This window comes from Pseudomonas fluorescens (assembly GCF_902497775.2).
In the GTDB taxonomy this organism is placed as follows: Bacteria; Pseudomonadota; Gammaproteobacteria; order Pseudomonadales; family Pseudomonadaceae; genus Aquipseudomonas; species Aquipseudomonas putida_F.
In genome coordinates this window covers 2,294,623-2,316,877 of sequence record NZ_OZ024668.1, presented here as the reverse complement: position 1 = coordinate 2,316,877, position 22,255 = coordinate 2,294,623, and the positions used below count along the sequence as shown (strand labels likewise).

Annotated in this window: 18 protein-coding genes and 1 pseudogene; all 19 read right to left on the bottom strand. The window is 60.7% G+C overall.

Going from position 1 to position 22,255, the window contains the following annotated elements; translation table 11 throughout:
- Window positions 1–26: 26 nt before the first annotated feature.
- The 19 genes and pseudogenes from F8N82_RS10605 to F8N82_RS10515 all read right to left on the bottom strand — a co-directional run bounded on the left by F8N82_RS10605 (window position 27) and on the right by F8N82_RS10515 (window position 22,255).
- Window positions 27–1,166 (bottom strand): OmpA family protein, encoded by a 1,140-nt coding sequence (locus F8N82_RS10605; protein ID WP_038995224.1) that lies wholly within the window; start codon window positions 1,164–1,166, stop codon window positions 27–29.
- Window positions 1,167–1,192: 26 nt separating this feature from the next.
- On the bottom strand, window positions 1,193–1,633 hold the full coding sequence (gene tssE / locus F8N82_RS10600) for a type VI secretion system baseplate subunit TssE (RefSeq protein WP_038995223.1): 441 nt from the start codon (window positions 1,631–1,633) through the stop codon (window positions 1,193–1,195).
- Window positions 1,634–1,636: 3 nt separating this feature from the next.
- A complete protein-coding gene (tssJ, locus tag F8N82_RS10595) occupies window positions 1,637–2,173 on the bottom strand; it encodes a type VI secretion system lipoprotein TssJ (RefSeq protein WP_038995222.1) in 537 nt (178 codons plus the stop codon).
- Window positions 2,154–3,230: a type VI secretion system baseplate subunit TssG gene (tssG, locus tag F8N82_RS10590; protein WP_038995221.1), complete on the bottom strand. Its 1,077-nt coding sequence runs from the start codon at window positions 3,228–3,230 to the stop codon at window positions 2,154–2,156. The genes tssJ and tssG overlap by 20 nt, the downstream gene beginning before the upstream one ends.
- Window positions 3,194–4,963 carry a type VI secretion system baseplate subunit TssF gene (gene tssF, locus F8N82_RS10585; protein ID WP_150776866.1) on the bottom strand — a complete coding sequence of 590 codons (1,770 nt, stop codon included), beginning with the start codon at window positions 4,961–4,963 and terminating at the stop codon, window positions 3,194–3,196. The genes tssG and tssF overlap by 37 nt, the downstream gene beginning before the upstream one ends.
- Before the next feature lie 23 nt (window positions 4,964–4,986).
- Complete coding sequence (gene tssA / locus F8N82_RS10580; protein WP_038995219.1) at window positions 4,987–6,573, bottom strand: type VI secretion system protein TssA; 1,587 nt, start codon at window positions 6,571–6,573, stop codon at window positions 4,987–4,989.
- Window positions 6,570–9,821 (bottom strand): ImcF-related family protein, encoded by a 3,252-nt coding sequence (locus F8N82_RS10575; protein WP_038995218.1) that lies wholly within the window; start codon window positions 9,819–9,821, stop codon window positions 6,570–6,572. The genes tssA and F8N82_RS10575 overlap by 4 nt, the downstream gene beginning before the upstream one ends.
- A 49-nt stretch (window positions 9,822–9,870) precedes the next feature.
- On the bottom strand, window positions 9,871–11,004 hold the full coding sequence (locus F8N82_RS10570; protein ID WP_038995217.1) for a hypothetical protein: 1,134 nt from the start codon (window positions 11,002–11,004) through the stop codon (window positions 9,871–9,873).
- The gene (locus F8N82_RS10565; RefSeq protein WP_038995216.1) at window positions 11,001–11,258 is read right to left on the bottom strand and encodes a PAAR domain-containing protein; all 258 of its coding nucleotides are present in this window, start codon (window positions 11,256–11,258) and stop codon (window positions 11,001–11,003) included. The genes F8N82_RS10570 and F8N82_RS10565 overlap by 4 nt, the downstream gene beginning before the upstream one ends.
- Window positions 11,258–11,800, bottom strand: coding sequence for a DUF3304 domain-containing protein (locus F8N82_RS10560; protein ID WP_080764735.1), 543 nt, complete (start codon window positions 11,798–11,800; stop codon window positions 11,258–11,260). The genes F8N82_RS10565 and F8N82_RS10560 overlap by 1 nt, the downstream gene beginning before the upstream one ends.
- Window positions 11,788–12,315 carry a DUF3304 domain-containing protein gene (locus F8N82_RS10555; protein ID WP_038995215.1) on the bottom strand — a complete coding sequence of 176 codons (528 nt, stop codon included), beginning with the start codon at window positions 12,313–12,315 and terminating at the stop codon, window positions 11,788–11,790. The genes F8N82_RS10560 and F8N82_RS10555 overlap by 13 nt, the downstream gene beginning before the upstream one ends.
- On the bottom strand, window positions 12,303–12,809 hold the full coding sequence (locus F8N82_RS10550; protein WP_099050707.1) for a DUF3304 domain-containing protein: 507 nt from the start codon (window positions 12,807–12,809) through the stop codon (window positions 12,303–12,305). The genes F8N82_RS10555 and F8N82_RS10550 overlap by 13 nt, the downstream gene beginning before the upstream one ends.
- Before the next feature lie 8 nt (window positions 12,810–12,817).
- Window positions 12,818–13,278 (bottom strand): annotated as a pseudogene (locus tag F8N82_RS10545) (DUF3304 domain-containing protein).
- A 97-nt stretch (window positions 13,279–13,375) separates the two neighbouring features.
- Window positions 13,376–15,703 (bottom strand): T6SS phospholipase effector Tle1-like catalytic domain-containing protein, encoded by a 2,328-nt coding sequence (locus F8N82_RS10540; RefSeq protein WP_150776865.1) that lies wholly within the window; start codon window positions 15,701–15,703, stop codon window positions 13,376–13,378.
- The gene (locus F8N82_RS10535) at window positions 15,691–16,152 is read right to left on the bottom strand and encodes a DUF3304 domain-containing protein (protein WP_224793748.1); all 462 of its coding nucleotides are present in this window, start codon (window positions 16,150–16,152) and stop codon (window positions 15,691–15,693) included. Before F8N82_RS10535 ends, F8N82_RS10540 begins: the two co-directional genes overlap by 13 nt.
- Window positions 16,153–16,249: 97 nt before the next feature.
- Window positions 16,250–18,565, bottom strand: coding sequence for a T6SS phospholipase effector Tle1-like catalytic domain-containing protein (locus F8N82_RS10530; protein ID WP_150776864.1), 2,316 nt, complete (start codon window positions 18,563–18,565; stop codon window positions 16,250–16,252).
- Window positions 18,553–19,065, bottom strand: coding sequence for a DUF3304 domain-containing protein (locus tag F8N82_RS10525; RefSeq protein WP_150776863.1), 513 nt, complete (start codon window positions 19,063–19,065; stop codon window positions 18,553–18,555). The genes F8N82_RS10530 and F8N82_RS10525 overlap by 13 nt, the downstream gene beginning before the upstream one ends.
- Window positions 19,065–19,868 carry a DUF4123 domain-containing protein gene (locus F8N82_RS10520; RefSeq protein WP_038995211.1) on the bottom strand — a complete coding sequence of 268 codons (804 nt, stop codon included), beginning with the start codon at window positions 19,866–19,868 and terminating at the stop codon, window positions 19,065–19,067. Before F8N82_RS10520 ends, F8N82_RS10525 begins: the two co-directional genes overlap by 1 nt.
- Complete coding sequence (locus tag F8N82_RS10515; RefSeq protein WP_038995210.1) at window positions 19,865–22,255, bottom strand: type VI secretion system Vgr family protein; 2,391 nt, start codon at window positions 22,253–22,255, stop codon at window positions 19,865–19,867. Before F8N82_RS10515 ends, F8N82_RS10520 begins: the two co-directional genes overlap by 4 nt.

Sequence of the window (22,255 nt, the reverse complement as noted above, 5' to 3'; positions counted from 1 at the left end):
AGGATTAAGGTGCATAACGCTTTTTGCTACCCTCGCCCCCCCGCCGTAGATTGCCCGCAAGCCCCGACTTCCGGCACCAAGCGGATATCGACCCGTCGATTGGCTGCCCGGCCGGACTCAGTGTCATTGCGGGTAACCGGTTGACTGGCGGCGAAGCCCTGGACAGCAAAACAGCTGTCGGGGATATCGCCCATCCGCTGCATCCAGTCACGTACTGCTGAGGCCCGAGCCTGCGACAGTTCAAGGTTTTTCGCTACATCGCCGGTGGCATCGGCGTGCCCTGCAATGACAATCAACCAGCCCGGATGGACCTTGATTCCGAGCAGCGCGTTGACCAACACTTTGGTCGAGCCGGATTTGAGTTCAGCGCTGCCGGCGTCGAACAAGCTCAGGCTATCCAGCTGAACGGGCTCAGGCATGACGCGTTTATTGGCCTCAACAGCTTGCCAGTGCTTCCAGCCAAACCAACCGGCCAAGGCGATCACAGCAGTGATCACGAGTAATCCAAGCGTAATTCTACCTCGCCTGATTCGCCGCTCTGCGGCCAACGCGAAAGGGTTCTGCGCAGGCGGCATGACCACAACGGGCATCACCAAGGCGGGTTCAGGCACTCTTGTGAGCTGCGGCACCATCATGCTTGGAGAACTGCTGCGCTGCATACGTTGCATCAAATTGCCGACCTGCTCCAGCAACGCCTGAAACGTCGGTACGGGGACCTGCACCTGGCAATTCAGTTGCTGGTTCAAGCGTCTCAATTCAACTTCCAGGTAGGCTAATGCGGATACGCTTGAAACGCCCCACTCAACGGTCCTTAACAGTGGCTGCAGTTGAGAGAACAACCACCCCAGGATGTCGAGGCGAACGGGTGGCGAAGTCGGCCATAAACGCGGCCATTCACCGACGAGCGCAGTGATCAGCGCAACACCCTCGGCCATGCCAGCCGGACCGTGACGATGACTGCGTGCCAGAGCAAAGGAGGCGGCGGTTTGCAGTTCAGCACCGTTCTGCTCGAACAACCGCAGGCACAGCGCCTCGACTTTGACCCAATCCACGTCCGGGCAGGCCGGGTGGTTCAGTTTGACCAGTTCATCGTGCAGTACCTTGAACCCGTCGAAGCCGTGCGGGTCACCGCCCAGGCGGACACGCATTTCAAACAACGCCGTCATCCAGCCTCCCTTCCTTCATCGAATGTTCACGACTTCGACAGATAGCTCTGCCGCTTGAGGTGCCGCACCAGCACCTTTCCTTCAGGCGCCAGCGTAGTACCGAAGCTCACCCGCCTACCGCCTTTGAGCTGTACGTCCAAGGTGTACTCAAGGTGGCCAGGACGCGACTGCGGTAGCAATACGACGTCGACCGCTGCCAGGCGCGGCTCGAACTTGAGCAAGGTGTTGACCATGGTGCTCATCAGCCCATGTGCAGAGCCGGGCAACCCCTGCAGGATCATCCCCATGTCTGGCAGGCCGTAGTCCGGTAAGTGAGCAAGCGTCCCCGCTCGGCTATTGAGAATACGTTGCAGGTTATCCAGCACCGACAGGGTCTGTTGATCCTCTTCACCGACTTGATTCAGTTCCAACTCACCCTCAAAGTTCTGCAGCAGCAGTTCATAGAGCGAAGGATTCGACTCGGACACACTTCACTCCTTGACCAACGGTCGTAAGCTCAGACGGTTGTCACCCAGTTCGATTACTCGCGGCTTATCGGGATCAAGCTCGTTTCGGCTCAAGGTCAGGCGCCAGGTGTTGAGGTGGGTATCGGGGGAACGGAACAGCGCTACCACCGTCACGAACTGCGCGCCCTGGTCCATCGGCATGCTCAGTTGCGCGCCCTCGCCGGGTTTCACCACCAGAGTGCGCTCATTCAGCAGGTCGGCACTGAGCACGCTGTCACCTTGGCTGAGCAGGCTATCGTAGGTAGCCTTCTCGACAGCCCGGTCGCCACGCAGTTGGTAGACCCGCACCAGGGTCGGCACTGAAAGCCCACTCATGTCGGTCTTGTCCGTGTTCAGCGCTACCCGACCACTGAAGTCAAGGTGCAGGGTTTTCACCTGCGTGTAGAAAATCGCCTTGGCGGTGGCAGTGGTGCTATCGGCCACGGTTTGGCTCAAGCCACAACCGCCCAGCCATGCACTGACCGCTGCCAACGTCATGAAATTAGAAGCGGTACGCCACATGCTGTGTTTCCCTGTGTTGAGGATTGATCTGCAGACCTTGATAGCGGCCCAGGTTGATAGTGATGATGTCCTGCTCCGCCACCCCCAGCACTGCGGTCATACCCAGCTTCGAAGAGGTAACGCCCAGCACAGGTGCTGGCAGATGGCGTACAGGTAGCGACAGTTGCAGCTTCGCCGTGCAGCGCCAGCCCAGGTATACCCGCAGCAGCACCAGCAAATCGCTGTGTAGCTGGCCGCCCGGCAACCAACCGCTGACCTCTTGCGGGTCTTGGGTCAACAACGCCAGGTGCAATTGGCTATTGGCATCCCAGCCGACACTTCCCAACGGAGTGCTCTGAGACAGACTCACTGGATGATCGCTGGACAAGCTGGCCGACTGCGTCAGGGCAACTTTTTGCGGCCAGTGCGCAGTCACCTGTGCAGTTGTGTTGGGCGCCAGCAGTTTGACCAGCGCAACAATCCCCTCGGCATTGCGGGTAGGCAAGCGCATTACACTGAGCAGTGCCAAGAAACGCGACATGGGGGTGGCGATACGCTCGGCGGTGCCGGGAATCCCAAGTCCGATCAGGCCCAATAAGCACTGCGACGTCGCGTCAGTCCCCCCAGCTTCGAACGTGGCGGGGTAGGAGTACTTACGCCAGATGCGGTAGAACTGGGTAAATACCCGGTGATTGAAGATATCGAGAAACGCCGCTAGCGCTTCGTGCCCTTCCCGGCGCTGGGCAATGTCATCCAGGTAGGCGGTTGGCAACGGCGAATCGACACCGTAGAGCCCAAGCAGGCGCGTGCGCACCGTGGCTGGCCGGTGCGCGAAGGCTTCATCGGTCTCGATCGCCTTCAGTTCGCTAGCCGGAAAGCCCATGCCGGGGTCGGGTCGAAAACGCACCGCGTCGTCCGCCGGATGCGCAGAACTGCCCAAGGGCGGCCGGTCCGGCAACGCTTGTTCCAGCAACTGGCAGAAGCGATACAGGTTGGCCTCGGCCACCTGCTGTTTCAGCGTCTGCAGCAACTCATCGGCCTTCAACCGGGAATTCGCTGGCTGTGATTCTCGTTCCATCGCAGGCACTTCCCGGTCGGTTGCAGGATCAATGTAAGCTGGTTACACAGGTGAATATCGGCGTACAGGGCAAAGAAGCGGTTGAGCATTTCACCAAACAGGCTGATGTCACCCTCCCCCGAGAAGCCATTGGCGTCCAAGGTGACCTCGATGCCCACCCCTCGCAGCAGAAAGCCTTTTTCGAAACGCTGAATCAGGTGGTGGTTGACATCGACAATTGCCTCCAGGCGACGTCGGTTCATCTCGCTGGCGGTCCAGTCATATAGCGCCAAGGTGCCGCGCAACACTTCAGCACTGTCGAGCATGGGCAGGAAATTGGAGCCCAGATGACTGAGCACGCGCCAGTGGAAGCGATCACGGTTTGGCGGGTAACAGGGCAAGGTCGGCGCAGACAAGTTACGCACCCGCATGCCGGTTTGGGTGGACTGCACCACAGTATCGAGCAATGTGCCTTGCAGCGCCTTGCGAGGCAGCTGACCGTTGGTGCCCGTCAAGCGTAGTGACAGGCTTTCACGCACCTGCAGCGTGTCTTTATCAAAACCCTCACCGCCGAGGATCAGCCAGGTATCGTGCAGGCCATTGGCGCCGCGTTTCAGGCGAGTATGAAAGTACCGTTCCGGTGCCTCGTCCCGTAGCATCCCGCCTTTGTGGCGAAAGCTGGTGAAGGGGACATAGTCCTGGCGCTCAGCATTTTTCGAAGCGGTGACCCGGTCCACTGAATAGATTTCGGTATGGCCGTCCTGCAGCCGCATGGGGCGCAGCAAGTAGTCACTCTGCAAGGGCTGCAGGGTCAACGGATCAGCTTCCAGCGCGAACAGGTTGATGACCGGCACGGCATGCAAGCGGATATGCTCGGCGCTGGGTGAAAACGCATGCGGCCACGGCTCGCTCAAGACCACGTCCAGTTCAAACCAGGGCGTACCCGCAGCAAGGTCCAACTGTTCCAGGCCACACAGGGTCACGAACATGAACTTCTCGCGAAAGGTGAAATACTCCAAAAGCAGCTGATAACCACTGAAAGCGCTATCGCCTTTGGGCCATAGGAGGTCGTCGTCGGCAAACCCCTTGGGCTTGAAATGACCATCAAGCGCCCGACGCTCCGGCTGCCCTGGCAAGCGCACATACATGGCCTGGCTGTTCAGCGTCAGAGCTTGATGCAGTGCGCTCGCTAACGCGGCATCGGCATTGAGGTACAACGGCAATCGACTGAGATCTATCTGGCCCCAATCCGTCAACCCGCCGCAGGCAAAGCGCAGTCGCAACAGCGAGCGTCCGTCCGGCTCGTGCCCCAGGCGCAGGGACTCCAGCACGAGTGGATGGAGTGTCAACGCCTGAGTGGTGGTGTAGCGACAACGGGTGCGCTGCGGGCCGATGGGCTGCGACAACACCTCAAACCCCTTGGCGATCACCTCGCTGCGCTTCATTTGCTCCAATTCGGGCACCAGTTCGATCACCGACAGCGAGGGAATGGTGCGCAGGTAGTGTGGCCACAGCAGGCTGACCAGCCCTTCGGTCAGCTCCGGCAAGTCATCGTCGAGCTTTTCGCGCAGCCGCCCCATGAGAAAGGCAAACCCTTCGAACAAGCGCTCCACATAAGGGTCGTCCGCCCCAGGCTTGTCCAGGTTCAACTGCGCCGCCCGGTCCGGAAAGGCGTCGGCGAACTCCTTGCCGGCCTCACGCAGGTAGCGCATCTCGGCGTCGAAGTAACGTAGCGTCAGATTGTCCGTGCTCAAAAAAGAATCCCGCTCAATAAAATTTAGCCGCAAAGTACTGCGGCGCGTACCGGATCCATGGCCACCAGCGCCGCCAGCAGCGTCTCCATTCGCTCGGCCAGGGCCGGCTTGTCGGCATCATTGCGCTGTGCTTTCGAGCGCAGCAGCTTAAGCAGGCGCGCCTTGACCTCGAAGCTCAGCTCAGGCTCCCACTCGGTCAACGCCTGGCGCTGGGCGCGGGCATCTAGTTCGCCTAACAGATGAATAGCCAGCTCACTCTTGCTGTACTGCTCGGCCACTCGCGCCATCAGCAGCCGCAGTAGCCAGCGTTGCCGCCCGGTCGCCACGTCGGGGCGGGCCGCCAGCCATGCCAGTGCCTGCTCTACCCCGTCGCTGTCGGCCTGTGCCAGCGCCTCGCTCTCCAGAGAAAGAATCTGGGTGTCTGCACTACCGGATACGCCTACGGGAGCAGGCAACCACTGCTGGGAGCGGGTGCCACTGACCTGCTGACTGATCCACTCGCAGGTGGTCTCATCAGCGAAGGCTGAACCATCGCTCCAGCGCAGCGTCTCAAGCCCTGGCAATCGTTCGAGGAACATGCCCAGGTCGCGTTTGACGATGCCTACCCAGCCACTGTGCGGAGTCGAAAGCTTGCTCAGTGCCTGGTACAGGTACCATTGCAGGTCCAACCAGAAATGGTTCACACCTTCGGCGTACACCCGTTCGACCTGGTCAAGCAATTCATGCCAGCTCTGTTGCAGATACAAGCGCTTGAGCTGTGCCCGGTATTCACCACGAGGCGGCGCGAGACGGGTAATGCCGCCGACATCTTGCGGGGGTACTTGATGCACCGTGTCCCAGCGCAAGCTCTTCATTAAGCGGTGGGCTGCCAGCCAGCCCTTGGGCTGCTCGCGCAGATAACCCGCCAGCCCGCGGCCGTTTTCCAACAGGTCGCGCCCCGATTTGATCGACGTGAGGTTCGCCCCAGCGCTGTGCGTGGTCGCTGCGTGAATTGCGCTGTTCTGCGGCACCAGTGCATCTACGCCACCGGACTGGGTCAAGCGCGCGGACAAAGCGCTATGCAATGCCCCAAGGTTTGGACGCAGGTCTTGCGGCCAGGCGCTGAGCCCGTCTTCCAACCAGGCAAGGGCGGCGACCGTCCGCTGAGCCTCCGCTTTCACCACCTGTGGGTACAGGGAGAGGCTGTCCAGCACCTTGCTGCTGGCCAGCCACTCCAAAGCCATCTTGCGGCTGTTGGGTCGCACGGGCAGGACTTCGGCGGCGTAACGCTGCACCAAGGCCGCCAGCAAACTCAGACCGTCAGCCAACCCAGCCTCTCCCTCCTTGTGCAAGCGCGCCCACAGGTAATACGTGGCTACACGCAGGTCCTTGCACGTTTGGGTCAGCAGCTTGTGCGCCAGTTGCACCACACGGTCCACGTCGGCGCCGGAAAGTTTATTGACCTCTTCACGCATGCGCTGGAAGTCATCGTCATAGACTGGATCCACGCCCACCGGAGAAACGGCATCGATGGGTTGTATCCAGGTCTCCCAAAGCAGCCCGTGTTCGCGCGCCAGGGTCAAGGGCTCATGCTCGGCCAAGCAACTGTCGATCAAGTTCTGCAGGCTCATTCGGCGCTCCCGGCCTGTGCATAGCTCGGCTGGCTATCACCCTCGGCGAGAAAGATTTGCTTGGGCAAGGTGAAGTCACGCAACGTGAGCATAGCCAACGGCCCTGCCCCCAGTTCAGTGCGCAGGTTCCAGGTCAACCCCAAGCCATCGGGCGCTTCAAGCACCAGGCGAAAACGGCTGTCACCATCGTCCAATGGCGTTACCTGGGCTTCTTCGAGCAAACGGATCAAGCCCCACGTGCCCTGATAGTCACCCAACAGTCGCTCGCCGGTATGGACGCTGGTCCAGCTCAGGCGGGTGCCTGGGTAGTCGCTGTGCCCCGGCCAGCGAAAGCGTTGCCAGCTTTCCCGCTGGTTGAAGTACTGATGCCGTTCGCCATTGAGGATGAAGGTGGTTTGCACCACATCGCGTACCGGTTTGCCCTGCAGTTCAAAGCTCAAGCCCATGCCGCCATCGGTGTACAGCACATCGGCCAGATGGCTGAGCTGGTTGATCGCCGTCAGAAACTGCGGGTTGAAGCGCAAACCCTGGCTGTGCCGAGGGTCGGCGACCCAACGACTACCCTCCTTGCGCAGCAGCCCCGCCAGTTGCTGCTGCAGGAACTGCTCGATACGTCCGGATTCGGCACGGATCATCTGCCCCAACATCGGCAGCGATGCATCGCTGGCTGTCGCAACAAAGGGATAGCGCCCGGCAAACGCGCCATGCCATTCATTGACGATCGCCCGTTGCCATTGACTGTTCAGCGCTGCTGCCGAAGGTTGCAGCACGCGCTGCCAGGCCTGGTCCAACGGCTGCACAAACAGCGTCTGTGCGATCCCACCCCACTGCGCGCCCAAGCTGGCGGCAATCAAGCTGCCAAAGGACCGGGTATCAGTCAGGTCGACCTGCTTACCCTGGAACACTGTCTGCGCCAGGGCCTGCGTCATCGCCTGGGGGTCGGGCGCACTGCTGATTTGCTGCAGTTTCAGACGCACACCCGTCACCCGGGTGAGAAATGCCTGCAGGCTCAAGCTGCTGTTGCCACCCTGGCCTTCCGGGCCTTTGCCGAGCACGGCCAGCAACGGCCCGAAGGTGGCATCCAACGGCCCGCTCGGCCCCTGGGGCAACGGGTCGATCACCGCAACCTTGTCCTGGGCCACCAGGGTCTGGGCGGACTTGATCAATGAATCAGTCAAGGCCACGCCGCGGACCCCCGCCTGCCCCTGGTAAGCCAAGGTGTTCATCAAGGCAATCAAGGGCGACTGGCGCACGTCACTCATCAGCGTCAACTGCTCGATCACCTCAGCCAGACTGTCGGACTGCTGCCAGCGCAGGCTGTTGAGAAAATCCATCCAGGCGCGGCTGTAATCCTCAAAGTAACGGGCGGTCAAACGCTCCTTCAGCTCTTCAGGGCGCAGCTCGGCGGCAATATCCGTTGGGTTGTCACTGAGTACCCAGTCGATTTCTTCGCGGCGTGCCTTGGCGGCGTCATCAATGGCCGCACGGACCTGCCCTTCCCAGGCCTGACGGGTGAACACGCCAGGCACGCTGGCGCCAGTGGTGAACAACGCGGTGGCATCGGTGTCGCCGACCATCTGCTGCAGGTTCATGGCCGGGTAGTGATTGGCTGCACTCTCCAGTGCCTGCCGGTACAGGCTGGCTTCGGCATTGCGCTGGCCAAGCTGGCCCAGCAACACTTGACGAACCTGGGCCACCAGCCTCGGGTGGGGCTCGATGGCCCAGCCTGGGTTGACTGACAGCTGTTGCCCGTAGAACTGCCACAAGGTCGGCTCAGCCTTGCCCAAGGTCTCAACCAGGAACGCCGCATCGGCTTTATCCGGACGTGCCAGCATCAGGTAAGCCTTGAGCTGATCATAGGCGTCGCGGGCACGTCGGACACGCTCTGGGCTGTCTGGCGCCAGCTTGACCAGCGCGGCGAGCTGGCTTTGCAACTGCGCCACCGCTGGGTCGCGCAACAATGCATGGTTGGCCTGCACATAATGCGGCCACAGGGCATCACGCAGGGCCTGGCTCTGGTCCAGGCCGAAGCCTTGATACCAGGGCGCGCCCTGATCGGCACGGTAATCCAGGCGTGCCAGTTCGCGCACCAGCTCGCTCAAAGCCTGCAAGGGCTGTTCGGTACCGGGTGACAGTTGCAGGGACGTCAGGGAAGCCTGCACGTGCGCAACCTGGGCGCGATTGCTGACGAAGGACAGCAGCAGCCCAGCCCCCCACAATGCGGCCAAGGTCAGGGCGACGGCATAGCCGACGCGAGGAGCGCTCCAACCCAGGCGCTGCGAGTTAGCGGCCTTGTCACCCAGCACGCCAAGCCAGGCCGGGTCAGGGTGCCAATGATGGCCCGAGTCGACCACGTTCTTTTGTTGCACCGCCAAGCTGAACCACAAGCCGCGCAGGAAGACCCCACGGGTACCCAGTATGTCGGAAAGCGCAGTGCGCCATCGAGCAGTGCCTTCGGCCTGAAGGTCGCGCGACAAGCGCAGGAGAAAATCATGGCCGAGATTTTTTTGGATGTGTGCAAGCCCCTGCTCGCGCAGCGGCGGCTGCAGGCGTTGCAGATGCTCATCCAGTTGCGCAGCCGTGAGTTGACGCGGCAACAGGCAACCTACAGGTTGCGCGCTGCGTGGGTGTTGCGACCATTGGCTGCTGCAGACCTGCCACAGATGCAGTGGCAGTTGCCAGCGCAGGTCTCTGGCTAGATTCTGCAGGCGGCAGACACCTATGCTTACTGAAGCAGTGTCATTACTTTGGTCGTTACTGAGTGCCCAGACGATGCCGTCTAGGCCGCGCCCGAGGGTTAGCGCCTGCCATTGTGCGAGCAGGTTTTGCTCCTGTTCAGACAACAGACTACCGCCGTGCAGCAGCACCGTGCTTTGACCTACCAACCATTTCTGTGCAACCAGGCCTGGAGCGATGACACCGACCTGGTCGGGCTCGCCGACGATTAACAGCAGACGAACCTTGCGGCGCCAGAAAGGGCCGTAAGCCCCCCGCAGGTAGTTCGCTGCTTCAGAGTCGGTTTTGGGGGGCGCGGCCTTGGTATCGGACTTGAACGGCCACCTGTAAGCGTGGCTCACAAGCCTGCCAATTGTGCGCTGCATGACTTGCCATGCGAGTACAGCCATAGCGACCAGCAGTACCCAGCACACTAGGCCCTTGAGCAACATATCCTGCAATGTCGCTCGACTGCCGGGGAGGCCCTCCCACAGCCACCAGGCCACTCCACCGGTGACGACAATCACAGCCATCAACGCCGCCAGTAGAAGCGCCGTGCGCCAGGAAGACAGCGTTTGCGCTTCAACGTTTCGAGTCATCGGGCTCTACAATTCCAAGGGTCAAGGTATGATGAGGATCGCCAGCCAGCCAGGCACAAGGCGCGCCATGCTGCTCGGTGTACCAGGCAGCCAGGGTCTGTACCACCATCCCCTGCAGGTTCCCCAGAGCTCCAAAATTAGCGTCTTGCCTGTTCTGCGTGATGTTCCAGTCGATCAACGATGCGTCGAGCTCTGCGGGCTGGGTGAACGACACACAAACGGGTGTGGGAGCCTCCAGCTCGCTCTGGGTTAACGCGCGCTCAGCCACCACGGTGAGGTCCTCGGACCCGGCCGCGAACCATTCGCCCCGGGAAAACCGTACCCCACCTTGCGAGCCAAGCAACCAGAGCACCGCAGCCTCCCCGGCGGGCAGTCGATGGTCTCGTGCAGCCGGCGAAGAATGACAACCGGCGCAGAGGACACGGGCATCAGCCGGTGAGCGCTGCAGCAGGTCGATGACTACGTCCAGGCTGCGAATACCCCGCCAAGGCTCAGGTTGCTCAGGCAAAAGGACCTCAGGGCATTGCTGGGCCATTTGCGCGGCAAAAGCTCGCCAGGCCGACAGCGAGCCCTGCCAGTAACAACACAAAGGCTGCACGCTGGAACGCTCTGTGCGTTGTAACTGCCACTGCAGCGCAAGCAATATCGCCAATTCCTGCTCACGTGCCTCGACCTCGCGACCGAATGCCTGCTGCAGACGAATCGTTGTGCCCTCAGCCGTCTCCATAACAGCGGGTGGTCGGTGGTCGGGGCTGAACAAAACGCGCGCCTGCTCGGGCTTGCTACAGGCAGCACTTACCAACACCGACTCGACCAGCGCAATTTTCAGGCGATGATGCCGCCACCAGAGTTGACGCTGTTGCTCTGTTGCCTCGGCATAGCACTGCGCGTTGTGGCGATTGAGGCGGTAGCCCAACACCCGCACCATCAAGGCCACCGCCCACACAAGCAGCACCGCGACCACACTGGCCAGGGCCAGGCGTGGCTCGATGAGTGAGCGCACAAGCGCACTGCTCGCCCCCACCAGGGCCACCAGCGCTACGCCTGCGGCCAGCCAGCGTGAGTACAATGGTGGCTGCGCCAGGGGATAAGGTTTGAATTGCGCAGCCCTGTTCATGACGCCGCCAAGGTATCGGGCATGGAACTGACCAAGGTGCAACCACAGCTGCAGCGGTGACCGTGCAACGCCACCGGCCTGCCGTCGAACTCGACCAGGTCGCTGCCTTCGGCGATTTCGGTCAGGCCATGGAGGTTGCAGCGCACGGCATCCCCCTGGCATGCGATGGGCTGGTCGTCACACAGATAGCGCCCTTCCAGCACCTTACCGCCCGCTTCGCGCAGACTGTCACCTTGACGAATGAATGCGTACATTACTCTCCCTCCTGCCGTTCGGCATGATTCACTGGACATGACTGGGGCTGCGGCAACTGCAGCGGGGTCTTGATCGGGTATTCGGGGCTGCCGTAGGCGTAGCAGGAGGTGCTGACCTGGATGTCGTCGCAGGGCAGGAAATGCACGGTGATGCCACAGACTTTCTGGCCGGTGTAGTCGGGAACAAGGGCGAGTTTGCTGTGTTTGCTTTTTTGCGCATCAATCTTTTTGACCCAGGCTAAGTATTTAGGTCTGTCGGCAAACCCAGGAAAGTCATCGGAATAAGCCACGCCTGTTTCCCAATTCACCCTCACTGTCATCCCTGGCTGCCACCGCTCAGGGGCGATGTAGCAACACCCTCCCCCACCACCTTGATATGGACCAATGATGTCGATGGCCGATCGACCATTGACACTAAAGCGGTTGATGGCCCAGTGGGTATGGTTGATACCGTCAATGGTGCTGGCGTAGGCCCCCTCGGCAATCAAGGTGCCAGAAAGGCCGACAAAGGCTGCAAGCATTGCGCGATTCACTGCGGACATGACTGTGGCTCCGGCAACTGCAGAGGGGTCTTGATCGGGTACTCGGGGCTGCCGTAGGCGTAACAGGAAGTAGTGACCTGGATGTCGTCGCAGGGCAGGAAGTGCACGGTGATGCCACAGACTTTTTCGCCGGCGTAGTCGGGGACGTGGACGACTTTGCTGTGCTTGCGTTTTTGCGCTTCAACTTTGTCGAGCCAAGCATCGTACTTGCCTTCATCAGTAAAGCCGGGACACTCATCTGCGAGCTCACTCAGTCCACTCGCCCCGGTTTCCCAATCAACTCTCACCGTCATTCCCGGCTGCCACCGCTCCGGCGCGATGTAACAACATCCGCCACCGCCACCTTGGTAAGCACCAATGATGTCGATGGCCGATCGTCCATCGACACTGAAGCGGTTGATGGCCCAGTGGGTATGGTTGATACCCTCGATAGTGCTCGCGCTGGCAACCGATGCAAACACGATTGCGCTAAGCCCAGAAAGAGCGATTAGCCTTGTGCGATTCACTGCGGACATGACTGTGGCTCCGGCAACTGTAGCGGAGTCTTGATCGGGTACTCGGGGCTGCCGTAGGCGTAACAGGAGGTGCTGACCTGGATGTCGTCGCAGGGCAGGAAATGCACGGTGATGCCACAGACCTTTTCGCTGGTGTAGTCGGGGACGGGGACGAGTTTGCTGTGTTTACGTTTTTGGGCCTCAACTTTGTCCACCCAACTCAAGTACTTGGGCCAATCACCAAAACCAGGAAACTCATCTGCAAGATCACTCAGTCCACTGGCGCCCGTTTCCCAATCAACCTTCACCGTCATCCCCGTCTGCCAACGCTCCGGCGCTATGTAGCAACACCCTCCACCACCACCTTGATACGGACCAATGATGTCGATGGCTGATCGACCATCGACACTGAAGCGGTTGATGGCCCAGTGGGTATGGTTGATTCCGTCGATGGTGCTCGCGCTGGCATCCGATGCAATCACGATTGCGCTAAGCCCAGAAAGAGCGATCAGCATTGTGCGATTCACTGCGGACATGACTGTGGCTCCGGCAGGTAAAGTGGGGTCTTGATCGGGTATTCGGGGCTGCCGTAGGCGTAGCAGGAGGTGCTGACCTGGATGTCGTCGCAGGGCAGGAAATGCACGGTGATGCCGCAGACTTTTTCGCCGGTGTAGTCGGGGACGGGGACGACTTTGCTGTGCTTGCGTTTTTGTGCTCGTATCTCGTCTCTCCAAGCTAAATACTTAGGCCGATCAGCAAAGCCTGGAAAGCCCTTTGAGCTACCGACGCCCGTTTCCCAATCAACCCTCACCGTAATCCCCGGATGCCACCGCTCCGGAGCAATGAAGCAACACCCCCCCCACCACCTTGATACGGACCAATGATGTCAATCGCTGAACGTCCATCCACGCTGAAGCGGTTGATAGCCCAGTGGGTATGGTTGATGCCGTCGATGGTGCTCGCGCCGGCAGCCGGAATGAACATGGCCACGGCCAGGTTGCCGAGGACCACTTTCAGGGCACCGCTGCGAGTCGACATGCACTTTGGGGCGATTTCCTTTGCCAGGCGGCGAAAGCAACGATCACGCCAACTCATCGTTCACCTCGCTCACCTTGGCGTAATGGCCTTCCCAGACCGCAGCAATGTCTCGCTGGACCTGGGCGCGATTCCGGGCATCGACTTGCAAGGTCTGAGCGATGCCGTCAAGCGCTTTCGCCCCGTCCGGCAGTAGCGCCAGGTCCCTCCTGTTGACCTCGCCGAAGAACACCATGCGCTCGTTGAAGTAGCTGCCCCAGGGTTCACGGCCCGCCGCCACGCCCACCTTCAAATAGGTGTTGTTGAGCATGGCGTGGAGAAACCAGGCCCGGGAGTCGTGTACCTGATCGTCAAACAGTGCCCGGAGCAAGCCTTCAGGCATCTGGCGATTGCGGTGCTCGTCCACATTGCCGCGAGCACCTTCAGTCCTGTGATTGTGCTGGCCTTGGGGCGGTGGAAAGAGCTGGCTGACTTTCGCCCGCCCAGCCGCCTTCAACCGCATTCGTTCGGCAATCGTCTGGGCGCTGTTCAGGTAGGTAATCAGCGCGATGGGGTTCACTTGCTTGGCGATGCGCAAGAACGTCAGGTAGGGGTCGCTATCAAGGTCGCGGTAGATCTTGCCGAACTCTGCAGCAGCTTCGCGCAATTGGGTTTGCGCCTTGTCCGGATCGAAATCCGGGACGCCGGGCTCCAGCGGTAACTTCGGCGCACCGTTACGCTCGCGGGCCTTTTGCGCCTTGCGGCGGGCATTGACCTGGTTTTGCTTGTACTCACGCTCCGCTTCGGCGCACTTGCGGGCGTCTTCCGTGCCGTGCTTGTCGCTCGCAGCATGGTAGAAAGTGGTGCTCTTGAGGCTGTCGAAGGCGTAGCGGTCAATACGCCAGGCCGTGATCCAGGCCAGTTGCATACGTAATGCTTCTTCCAGAGGAACACTAGACGGCGACACCTGGTAGCGTTCGACCTGATCCAAGGGAAGCGGTTGTGGCGCGGTGGCTAAGTTGAGGGTGACTTGTCGCCAAGCATTAAAGCGATTGACCAAGACTGGTGAAACGTCAAACTCATCCGCAACTTCCGGCTCCATCGCCCGCCAACGCTGACTGCGTACAGTGATTGGCAAAGAATCCTCCGGTACCTTCAATGGGGCACCATGAGCAAAGGCATCGACATAAAGATCGTGCAGAGCTAATTGCGACAACAGTAATCCGTCACCTTCAGTGTTCCCCTCACTCGAAGCCTTTCCCTGATCCCCCGGCGGATACCCACCCCCCTGGTCCGAATGCACACCGGGATAGATCACTTCAACGCTGTTGTGCGGATAGGCGCCATCCTCGCGACGGATGGATTCCGACGGAAAGCTCAGCCGCTGTTCATGACTGGCGACGATGTGCAGGCAACGTTTGAGCAGATTCCCGCGCGGCAACTCCTGGCTACCATCGCCCCAGCCCATATGTCCGGTCACCCCGGGCGAGATATCGGCAAGGCCCACCGACACCACGGTATCGAGCAGCCCCAGGTACTCCACGCTGACTGGCAGCTTGAGGTCATGCACCTTCAGCGTCGGCACTGCCTCGGAACGCGACAACAGCAGGTTCAGCCAGTTGACAAAGGCCCGTGCCGCCGCCGCGCCGCGGGAAAAGCCATACACGTACAGCTTGATGCCCAGCAGCTTGGGCTGGCCCGGCTGGGGCTGGCCCAGGGCGATGCGCAAGGGGCGCTCCAGGGCCTTGAGCTGTTTGCGAAACTCGCGGGCACGGTTGGCCCGGCCCATGATCCACTCCGTACCGCGCCAGGTGCCCATGGCCTCGACCGCCGCCTGCAACCCCGCATTGTCCAGCCGTGGCTGGCCCAGCGTACGCCGCAGGGCATCGACGATCATCAGCAGGCCCCAGTTGATGCGCTCTTCGCCACGGCGCGCAAACGCCAGGCCATCACTGCTGTAGTCCAGGTCGTTCACTTCCGGAAACGGCGTGCCCACACCGGGCATGTAGTACTTGAAGTACTGGCCGTTACCGGTGCCAGCGGCGTCGGTCAAGCTGCGCGCCTTGCTGCCGCGATGGCTGGTGCCGCCCGCGTGACCGTCGCCGATGCTCGCGCGAAACAGCCGGGCGATATTGGTCGGGTGGGCAACCTCGGACTCGTACAAGTCGTTGTTGAGGTTGTTGCCCGTGCCGTCGAAGAACAGGCTGATGTGCAAAGTCTTGCAGCACGGCGGCGACTGGCGAAACCCCGCCGCCAGGCACAGCGCATCATGGTAGCCGCGCTCCTGCTCGCATTGGCGCAGGAGGTTGTCCTGGATCTGCTCGACACGCTGAGGCAGGCGACCCTGCAGCGGAAATTGCGGGGGATAGCACACGGGGTGCTTTACTGGGGACATGACTGTGGCTCCGGCAACTGCAGCGGGATCTTGATCGGGTATTTGGGGCTGCCGTAGGCGTAGCAGGAGGTGCTGACCTGGATGTCGTCGCAGGGCAGGAAATGCACGGTGATGCCGCAGACTTTCTGGCCGGTGTAGTCGGGGACGGGGACGAGCTTGCTGTGCTTGCGCGTTTGCTCATCAATTTTCTCAACCCAGGCTAAATATTTAGGCCAATCAGCAAATCCAGGAAACCCTTTCGAGCTTCCAGCTCCAGCTTCCCAATCAACCCTAACCGTCATCCCCGGCTGCCACCGCTCAGGAGCAATGTAGCAACACCCCCCACCCCCGCCTTGATACGGACCAATGATGTCGATCGCCGAACGCCCATCGACACTGAAGCGATTGATGGCCCAGTGGGTATGGTTGATGCCATCGATGGTGCTGGCGTCAGCAGCCGGAATGAACATGGCGACGGCCAAATTGCCGAGTAACACTTTCAGGACACCGCGGCGAGTCAGCATGCACGTTGAGGCGATTGCCTTTACCAGGAGGCTAAGACAGCGTTCAAGCCAACTCATCGCTCACCTCATTCACCTTGGCGTAATGGCCTTCCCAGACTGCGGCAATGTCTCGCTGGACATGGGCCCGCTGCCGGGCATCGACCTGCAAGGTCTGAGCGATACCATCAAGCGCTTTCGCCCCGGCCGGCAGTAGTGCCAGGTCTCTTCTGTTGGCCTCGCCGAAGAACACCATGCGCTCGTTGAAGTAGCTGCCCCAGGGTTCACGGCCCGCCGCCACGCCCACCTTCAAATAGGTGTTGTTGAGCACGGCGTGGAGAAACCAGGCCCGGGAGTCGTGTACCTGATCGTCAAACAGTGCCCGGAGCAAGCCTTCAGGCATCTGGCGATTGCGGTGCTCGTCCACATTGCCACGCATAAGTTCAGTGCTGTGATTGCGCTGGCCGTGAGGGGGTGGAAAGAGCCGGCTGACGTGGGCGCGCCCCGCCGCCTTCAAGCGCGCACGCTCGGCATTGGTCTGGGCGCTGTTCAGGTAGGTGATCAGCGCGATGGGGTTCACTTTCTTGGCGATGCGCAAGAAAGTCAGGTAGGGGTCGCTATCAAGGTCGCGGTAGATCTTGCCGAACTCTGCAGCGGCTTCGCGCAACTGGGTTTGCGCCTTGTCCGGATCGAAATCCGGGACGCCGGGCTCCAGTGGCAGCTTCGGTGCGCCATTACGTTCGCGGGCCTTTTGCGCCTTGCGGCGGGCATTGACTTGATTCTGTTTGTGCTCTCGTTCGGCTTCGGCGCGCTTGCGGGCGTCTTCCGTGCCGTGCTTGTCGCTCGCAGCATGGTAGAAACTGGTGCCCTTGAGGCTGTCGAAGGCATAACGGTCAATGCGCCAGGCCGTGATCCAGGCCAGTTGCGCACGTAAGGCTTCCTCCAGTGGAACAGTAGACAGCGACACTTGGTAGCGTTCGACCTGTTCAGCTGGAAGTGGCTGTGATGTGGGGGCCAGATTGAGAGTAACTTGCCGCCAGGCATTGAAACGCTCAACTAGCACTGGAGATATACCAAATGCTTGCGCTACTTCAGGCTCCATTGCCCTCCAGAGTTCATTACGTAGACCGATAGGTACCACGTCCTCCAGAACCTTTAGCGGTGCACCATTGGCGAAAGCATCAGCATACAAGTCATGAAGAGCTATCTGTGAAAGCAGTAAACGATCATCCCTAGCAATCGCCTTCCCCTGATCCCCCGGCGGATACCCGCCTCCCTGGTCCGAATGCACCCCGGGATAGATCACTTCAACGCTGTTTACCGGATAAGCACCGTCCTCGCGGCGAATAGATTCCGACGGGAAACTCAGCCGCTGTTCATGACTGGCGACGATATGCAGACAACGTTTGAGCAGATTCCCGCGCGGCAACTCCTGGCTACCATCGCCCCAGCCCATGTGTCCGGTCACCCCGGGCGAAATATCGGCAAGGCCCACCGACACCACGGTATCGAGCAGCCCCAGGTACTCCACACTGACTGGCAGTTTGAGGTCATGCACCTTCAGTGTCGGCACTGCCTCGGCGCGCGACAACAGCAGGTTCAGCCAGTTGACAAAGGCCCGTGCCGCCGCCGCGCCGCGAGAAAAGCCATACACGTACAGCTTGACGCCCAGCAGCTTGGGCTGGCCCGGCTGGGGCTGGCCCAGGGCGATGCGCAAGGGGCGCTCCAGGGCCTTGAGCTGTTTGCGAAACTCGCGGGCACGGTTGGCCCGGCCCATGATCCACTCCGTACCGCGCCAGGTGCCCATGGCCTCGACCGCCGCCTGCAACGCCGCATTGTCCAGCCGTGGTTGGCCCAGCGTGCGGCGCAAGGCATCGACGATCATCAGCAGGCCCCAGTTGATGCGCTCTTCGCCACGGCGCGCAAACGCCAGGCCATCACTGCTGTAGTCCAGGTCGTTCACTTCCGGAAACGGCGTGCCCACACCGGGCATGTAGTACTTGAAGTACTGGCCGTTACCGGTGCCGGCGGCATCGGTCAAGCTGCGCGCCTGGCTGCCGCGATGGCTGGTGCCGCCCGCGTGACCGTCGCCGATGCTTGCGCGAAACAGCCGGGCGATATTGGTCGGGTGGGCAACCTCGGACTCGTACAGGTCGTTGTTGAGGTTGTTGCCCGTGCCGTCGAAGAACAGGCTGATGTGCAAGGTCTTGCAGCATGGCGGCGACTGGCGAAAACCAGCGGCCAGGCACAGCGCATCATGGTAGCCCCGCGCCTGCTCGCATTGGCGCAGGAGGTTGTCCTGGACCTGTTCGACACGTTGAGGCAGACGCCCCTGCAGCGGAAATTGCGGGGGATAGCACACAGGTTGTTTTACTTGGGACATGACTGTGGCTCCGGCAACTGCAGCGGGGTCTTGATCGGGTACTCGGGGCTGCCGTAGGCATAGCAGGAGGTGCTGACCTGAATGTCGTCGCAAGGCAGGAAGTGCACGGTGATGCCGCAGACTTTTTGACCGGTGTAGTCGGGGACGAAGATGCGTTTGCTGTGCTTGCGTTTTTGAGCATTGATTTTGTCTAACCAAACATCGTACTTGGCCTCATCAGCAAACCCAGGAAATCCTTTCGAGCTTCCAACTCCAGTTTCCCAATCAATTTTCACCGTCATCCCCGGCATCCAACGTTCAGGAGCGATGTAACAACACCCCCCCCCACCACCTTGATACGGACCAATGATGTCAATCGCCGAACGTCCATCGACACTAAAGCGGTTGATGGCCCAGTGGGTATGGTTGATACCGTCGATGGTGCTGGCGTGGACCGTCTGTGCAAGCAGGAGGCTGGCGACGATAGCCGAGAGACAACTGGCTTGTGAGCGCTTGAACATTACTGTCTTCCTGTCGATGCTGGATGGGCCATTCCGGCTTGGCGCAGTTGGTCAAGGGCGTAGGCTTCACGCTGGTCGGCAAGCAGCACCCCAGCTTTGCTTGCCTCGAGCATTGCCCGGTAACAGGCCCGAAAACGTTGCTCCATCCCCCACTCGCGGGAAAATGCGGTGCTTAGCCGGGCCATTGCCGTAGTGGCGTCACTGGCACAACCCAGGGTGTCGATCTGGCTGTCACTCAGTTCGATAGTACGGTGCGTGTCCGGGCCAGCGGGCAAATCGGCCGCCCCCAGCAGATAGCGGGGCGAACCGTCGCGATCCAGCCAGCTCCAGAACAATGCAGGGCGCAACAACGGCTGCTGTTGCGCAGGTTGCAGGACATGACTGAACAACAACGGAAACAGGCGCGGATCGTAGTAGCGCAGCAACCCCAGGACGCCTCCGTTGCGGGCTTCCAGACAGCGACTCAAGTGCTCGGCCAGTACCGCAAAGGGCCAGGCCGACGCCAGGACCAGCAGCTGTGAATGACCGTCTGTCGCGTGCATCAGACCGAGAAGCCATTGCCGCTGCAGCGGCTGCGCCAGGTCAACCCGTACCAACAGCGGGGCCAGGTCTGCAGCGCCCTCCTCCGGCAGCCCGGTGAACAGCGAGTACCAGGCCAAAGGTGGCTCGACGCTGAGTACACTGGGAAGCAATGGCGCTTCGCTGCCGGCCTGGTCGATGATCAGGTGCAGGTGGCGGGTGCCGGCCTGCTCACAGGCGATTTGCAGCAAGCTGAGCCAAGTGGCTAGATGCTCGGCAATCATGCTTGCGCCTCCCTGAGCACGAAGCCCTGGGCGGCTGCTTGCGCCCTCTTCAAGCACTCTATGCACACAGCCCCTGGCAGTTCAGGGAGCGGAAACTCGCCCCCACCCGGCGGGTTGAACCTATGCTTACCCTTGAAGCTGATGACGCCGGGGCTGTGAAGGTGGATTTCACCCTGCGCCGTAATACGGATGTAGGCACCGCCACAGCCAAGCGTGATACCGTTCTTGGCAGTAAGCTGCAGATGCCCCTGGGTAGATTGCACGGTGATGTCCTGCAAAGCCGTCAAGTCCAACACATCACCGTGAGACTCAATCTCCAAAGGCCCCTTGCCCGACACCAGGCGCATACCTTCCTGTTTGGCCAGCAGTGAGATGCTTTGACTGGCATTTGCCGAGAGTCGTCTGGCAGCAGCGAGGTTTATCTCGTCCTTGCTTTGCAGGTGCAGGGCCTTTCCACTTTCAAGCAAAATGCTGGCTGGGGTGACCGCACTAATGCCATTGGGTGCGCTGAGCACGATAGCGGGTGCAGTCAGGCCCTTTGCATCGGCTTCAAGTTGCTGCAACCCATCCGTGGAAGGCTGGCGGCTGTGGTGAGCCTGGGTAATTTCCTGCCAATCGGCCATTTGTTGCCTGGCCTCCTGAATCAAGCCAGATGCTGGCTCCATAGCCAGCACATCACCTGCGGCCTTGGTCTGCTCGTCAGCACTAATGAACAACCCTCTGCCGCCTCGAACTGCGCCCCAGCCATCTGTGCGCAGCTCAAAGCCCTCGCCACGTCTTTTTTTGTCGGAGTCGACTATGTGCCCCAGATTGAGCTGGCTCTTCCCACTATGCTCAGTACTGAGTTTGATGTGCTCCTGCCCACGCGTGTCGTCCATGCGCAGTTTGTTGTTGGCCGGGGTGCGCAGTACGTTGCGCTTGTAGTTGCGCAGGGTAACGTGGTCAGGGTGCTGGCTGTCGTGCAGGGCGTGAGCAATGTAGGGGCGATCCGGGTCGCCGTGCTCGAACGCCACGGCCACTTCAGTGCCACAAATCAGCGGTAGATGCAGGCCATGGGTATCGCCGGCGTAAGGCCGTGCCAGGCGTAGCCATAGGCTTTCTTCACCGAGCTTCCAACTGTCGCGATCGAACAGGAAGTTCACCCGATAGCGCCCTTCCAGGTCGATGTGGCCGTACGGGTCGTTCTCCTGCGGGCTGGTGACGCGGGCCGGCACGGTTCCGGGGATCTGTGGCTTAGACAGTAACTGCGGCCGAAAGCAGACCGTTTCTGAATAGGGCATGGCCTGGAAGCTGGCTTCAAAGCTTCGGTCCCGCGCAGCGTGGGTGGTTAGTTGAGTGATGACCGTACCTGCAGCAAAGGCCTGCGGCGCACCACCGGAAATCTTCAACACCTGCCCAGGCGCCAGCACCGGGCTGCTGCTGATACCACTGAGCTGCGTCTGGCCGTTCAGGTAGCGCTCGTGATTCAGGCGCGCATAGAAGTAGCCACTTTCGCTTTGCAGGTCTTCATCCTGGGCCAGCGACTCGCCGAGGGCGGTGTAAGGCTCGGCGTAGTGATAACCCTCGCCGTAGGTGGTGGTTGCGCCACGGCTGTGGTCGACCTCGCCGTCCAGGGGAACGTTGGCGTCACGGTGGTGATAGGTGCGAATACTGACCTGCTGCTCCACCACCTGGTGGCTGGTTTGCAGCTTCCACACGCCATCCTGCCCGCTGCTGCTCAGGCCGGACTGGGGGCGATAGGGCAGCTCGACATCGAACTGGTAGTGGCGCTGGTCGTCGTGAAACTCGACGACGTCGATGTGCAGGCGCTCATCGCTGGTAAAGCGATACCAAATCCCCACTTCGGCCAGCAAGCGGGCGATGAACGCCAGGTCACTTTCACCGTACTGCATGACTTGTTCACGCTTGGGGTAGTCACGCACGAGTGTGAACAGAAAGTCCTGCCCTTCAAAGTTGTGGCGACTGCGCAGGATGCCCTCAACGATTTCCGGTACCGACTGATGCTGGTAGATGCGGTACTGCTTGCCGCGATCCAGTAACGCCAACCGCGGTTGCAAGGTAATTTCGTAGCAGGCTTCGTCATTGGAGCCCGACAAGCGCTTGAACCCGGTAACCACCCCATGCAGGGTGCGCAGCGGTTTGACCTCGGGCAGTGTCAGGCCCAGAAAAGCCTTTTGCGGCGGCGCCTGCAGGCTGAAGCTAGCGTCCTGGCCGAGCATCTGTTCAACAGCGATGTCCTGCTCGCTGGAGGTGAACTCCACGCTGTAGCTGAAGGGCTGGCTTAAGTGCTCTTCGCCATGAAAGGCCAATACATCGAGCCCTGCCTCGACACCCCGAACCTCAAGTTTGTGGCGACTGTGGTCGAAAAAGGTGCGTAGTTCGACCAT

Bases quoted from the DNA above. Each gene is read 5' to 3' on its own strand.
- F8N82_RS10605 (WP_038995224.1), bottom strand. From the start codon at position 1,166: ATGACGGCGTTGTTTGAAATGCGTGTCCGCCTGGGCGGTGACCCGCAC.
- tssJ (WP_038995222.1), bottom strand. From the start codon at position 2,173: ATGTGGCGTACCGCTTCTAATTTCATGACGTTGGCAGCGGTCAGTGCA.
- tssG (WP_038995221.1), bottom strand. From the start codon at position 3,230: ATGGAACGAGAATCACAGCCAGCGAATTCCCGGTTGAAGGCCGATGAG.
- tssA (WP_038995219.1), bottom strand. From the start codon at position 6,573: ATGAGCCTGCAGAACTTGATCGACAGTTGCTTGGCCGAGCATGAGCCC.
- F8N82_RS10575 (WP_038995218.1), bottom strand. From the start codon at position 9,821: ATGGCTGTGATTGTCGTCACCGGTGGAGTGGCCTGGTGGCTGTGGGAG.
- F8N82_RS10570 (WP_038995217.1), bottom strand. From the start codon at position 11,004: ATGAACAGGGCTGCGCAATTCAAACCTTATCCCCTGGCGCAGCCACCA.
- F8N82_RS10565 (WP_038995216.1), bottom strand. From the start codon at position 11,258: ATGTACGCATTCATTCGTCAAGGTGACAGTCTGCGCGAAGCGGGCGGT.
- F8N82_RS10560 (WP_080764735.1), bottom strand. From the start codon at position 11,800: ATGTCCGCAGTGAATCGCGCAATGCTTGCAGCCTTTGTCGGCCTTTCT.
- F8N82_RS10555 (WP_038995215.1), bottom strand. From the start codon at position 12,315: ATGTCCGCAGTGAATCGCACAAGGCTAATCGCTCTTTCTGGGCTTAGC.
- F8N82_RS10550 (WP_099050707.1), bottom strand. From the start codon at position 12,809: ATGCTGATCGCTCTTTCTGGGCTTAGCGCAATCGTGATTGCATCGGAT.
- F8N82_RS10540 (WP_150776865.1), bottom strand. From the start codon at position 15,703: ATGTCCCCAGTAAAGCACCCCGTGTGCTATCCCCCGCAATTTCCGCTG.
- F8N82_RS10535 (WP_224793748.1), bottom strand. From the start codon at position 16,152: ATGTTCATTCCGGCTGCTGACGCCAGCACCATCGATGGCATCAACCAT.
- F8N82_RS10530 (WP_150776864.1), bottom strand. From the start codon at position 18,565: ATGTCCCAAGTAAAACAACCTGTGTGCTATCCCCCGCAATTTCCGCTG.
- F8N82_RS10525 (WP_150776863.1), bottom strand. From the start codon at position 19,065: ATGTTCAAGCGCTCACAAGCCAGTTGTCTCTCGGCTATCGTCGCCAGC.
- F8N82_RS10520 (WP_038995211.1), bottom strand. From the start codon at position 19,868: ATGATTGCCGAGCATCTAGCCACTTGGCTCAGCTTGCTGCAAATCGCC.
- F8N82_RS10515 (WP_038995210.1), bottom strand. From the start codon at position 22,255: ATGGTCGAACTACGCACCTTTTTCGACCACAGTCGCCACAAACTTGAG.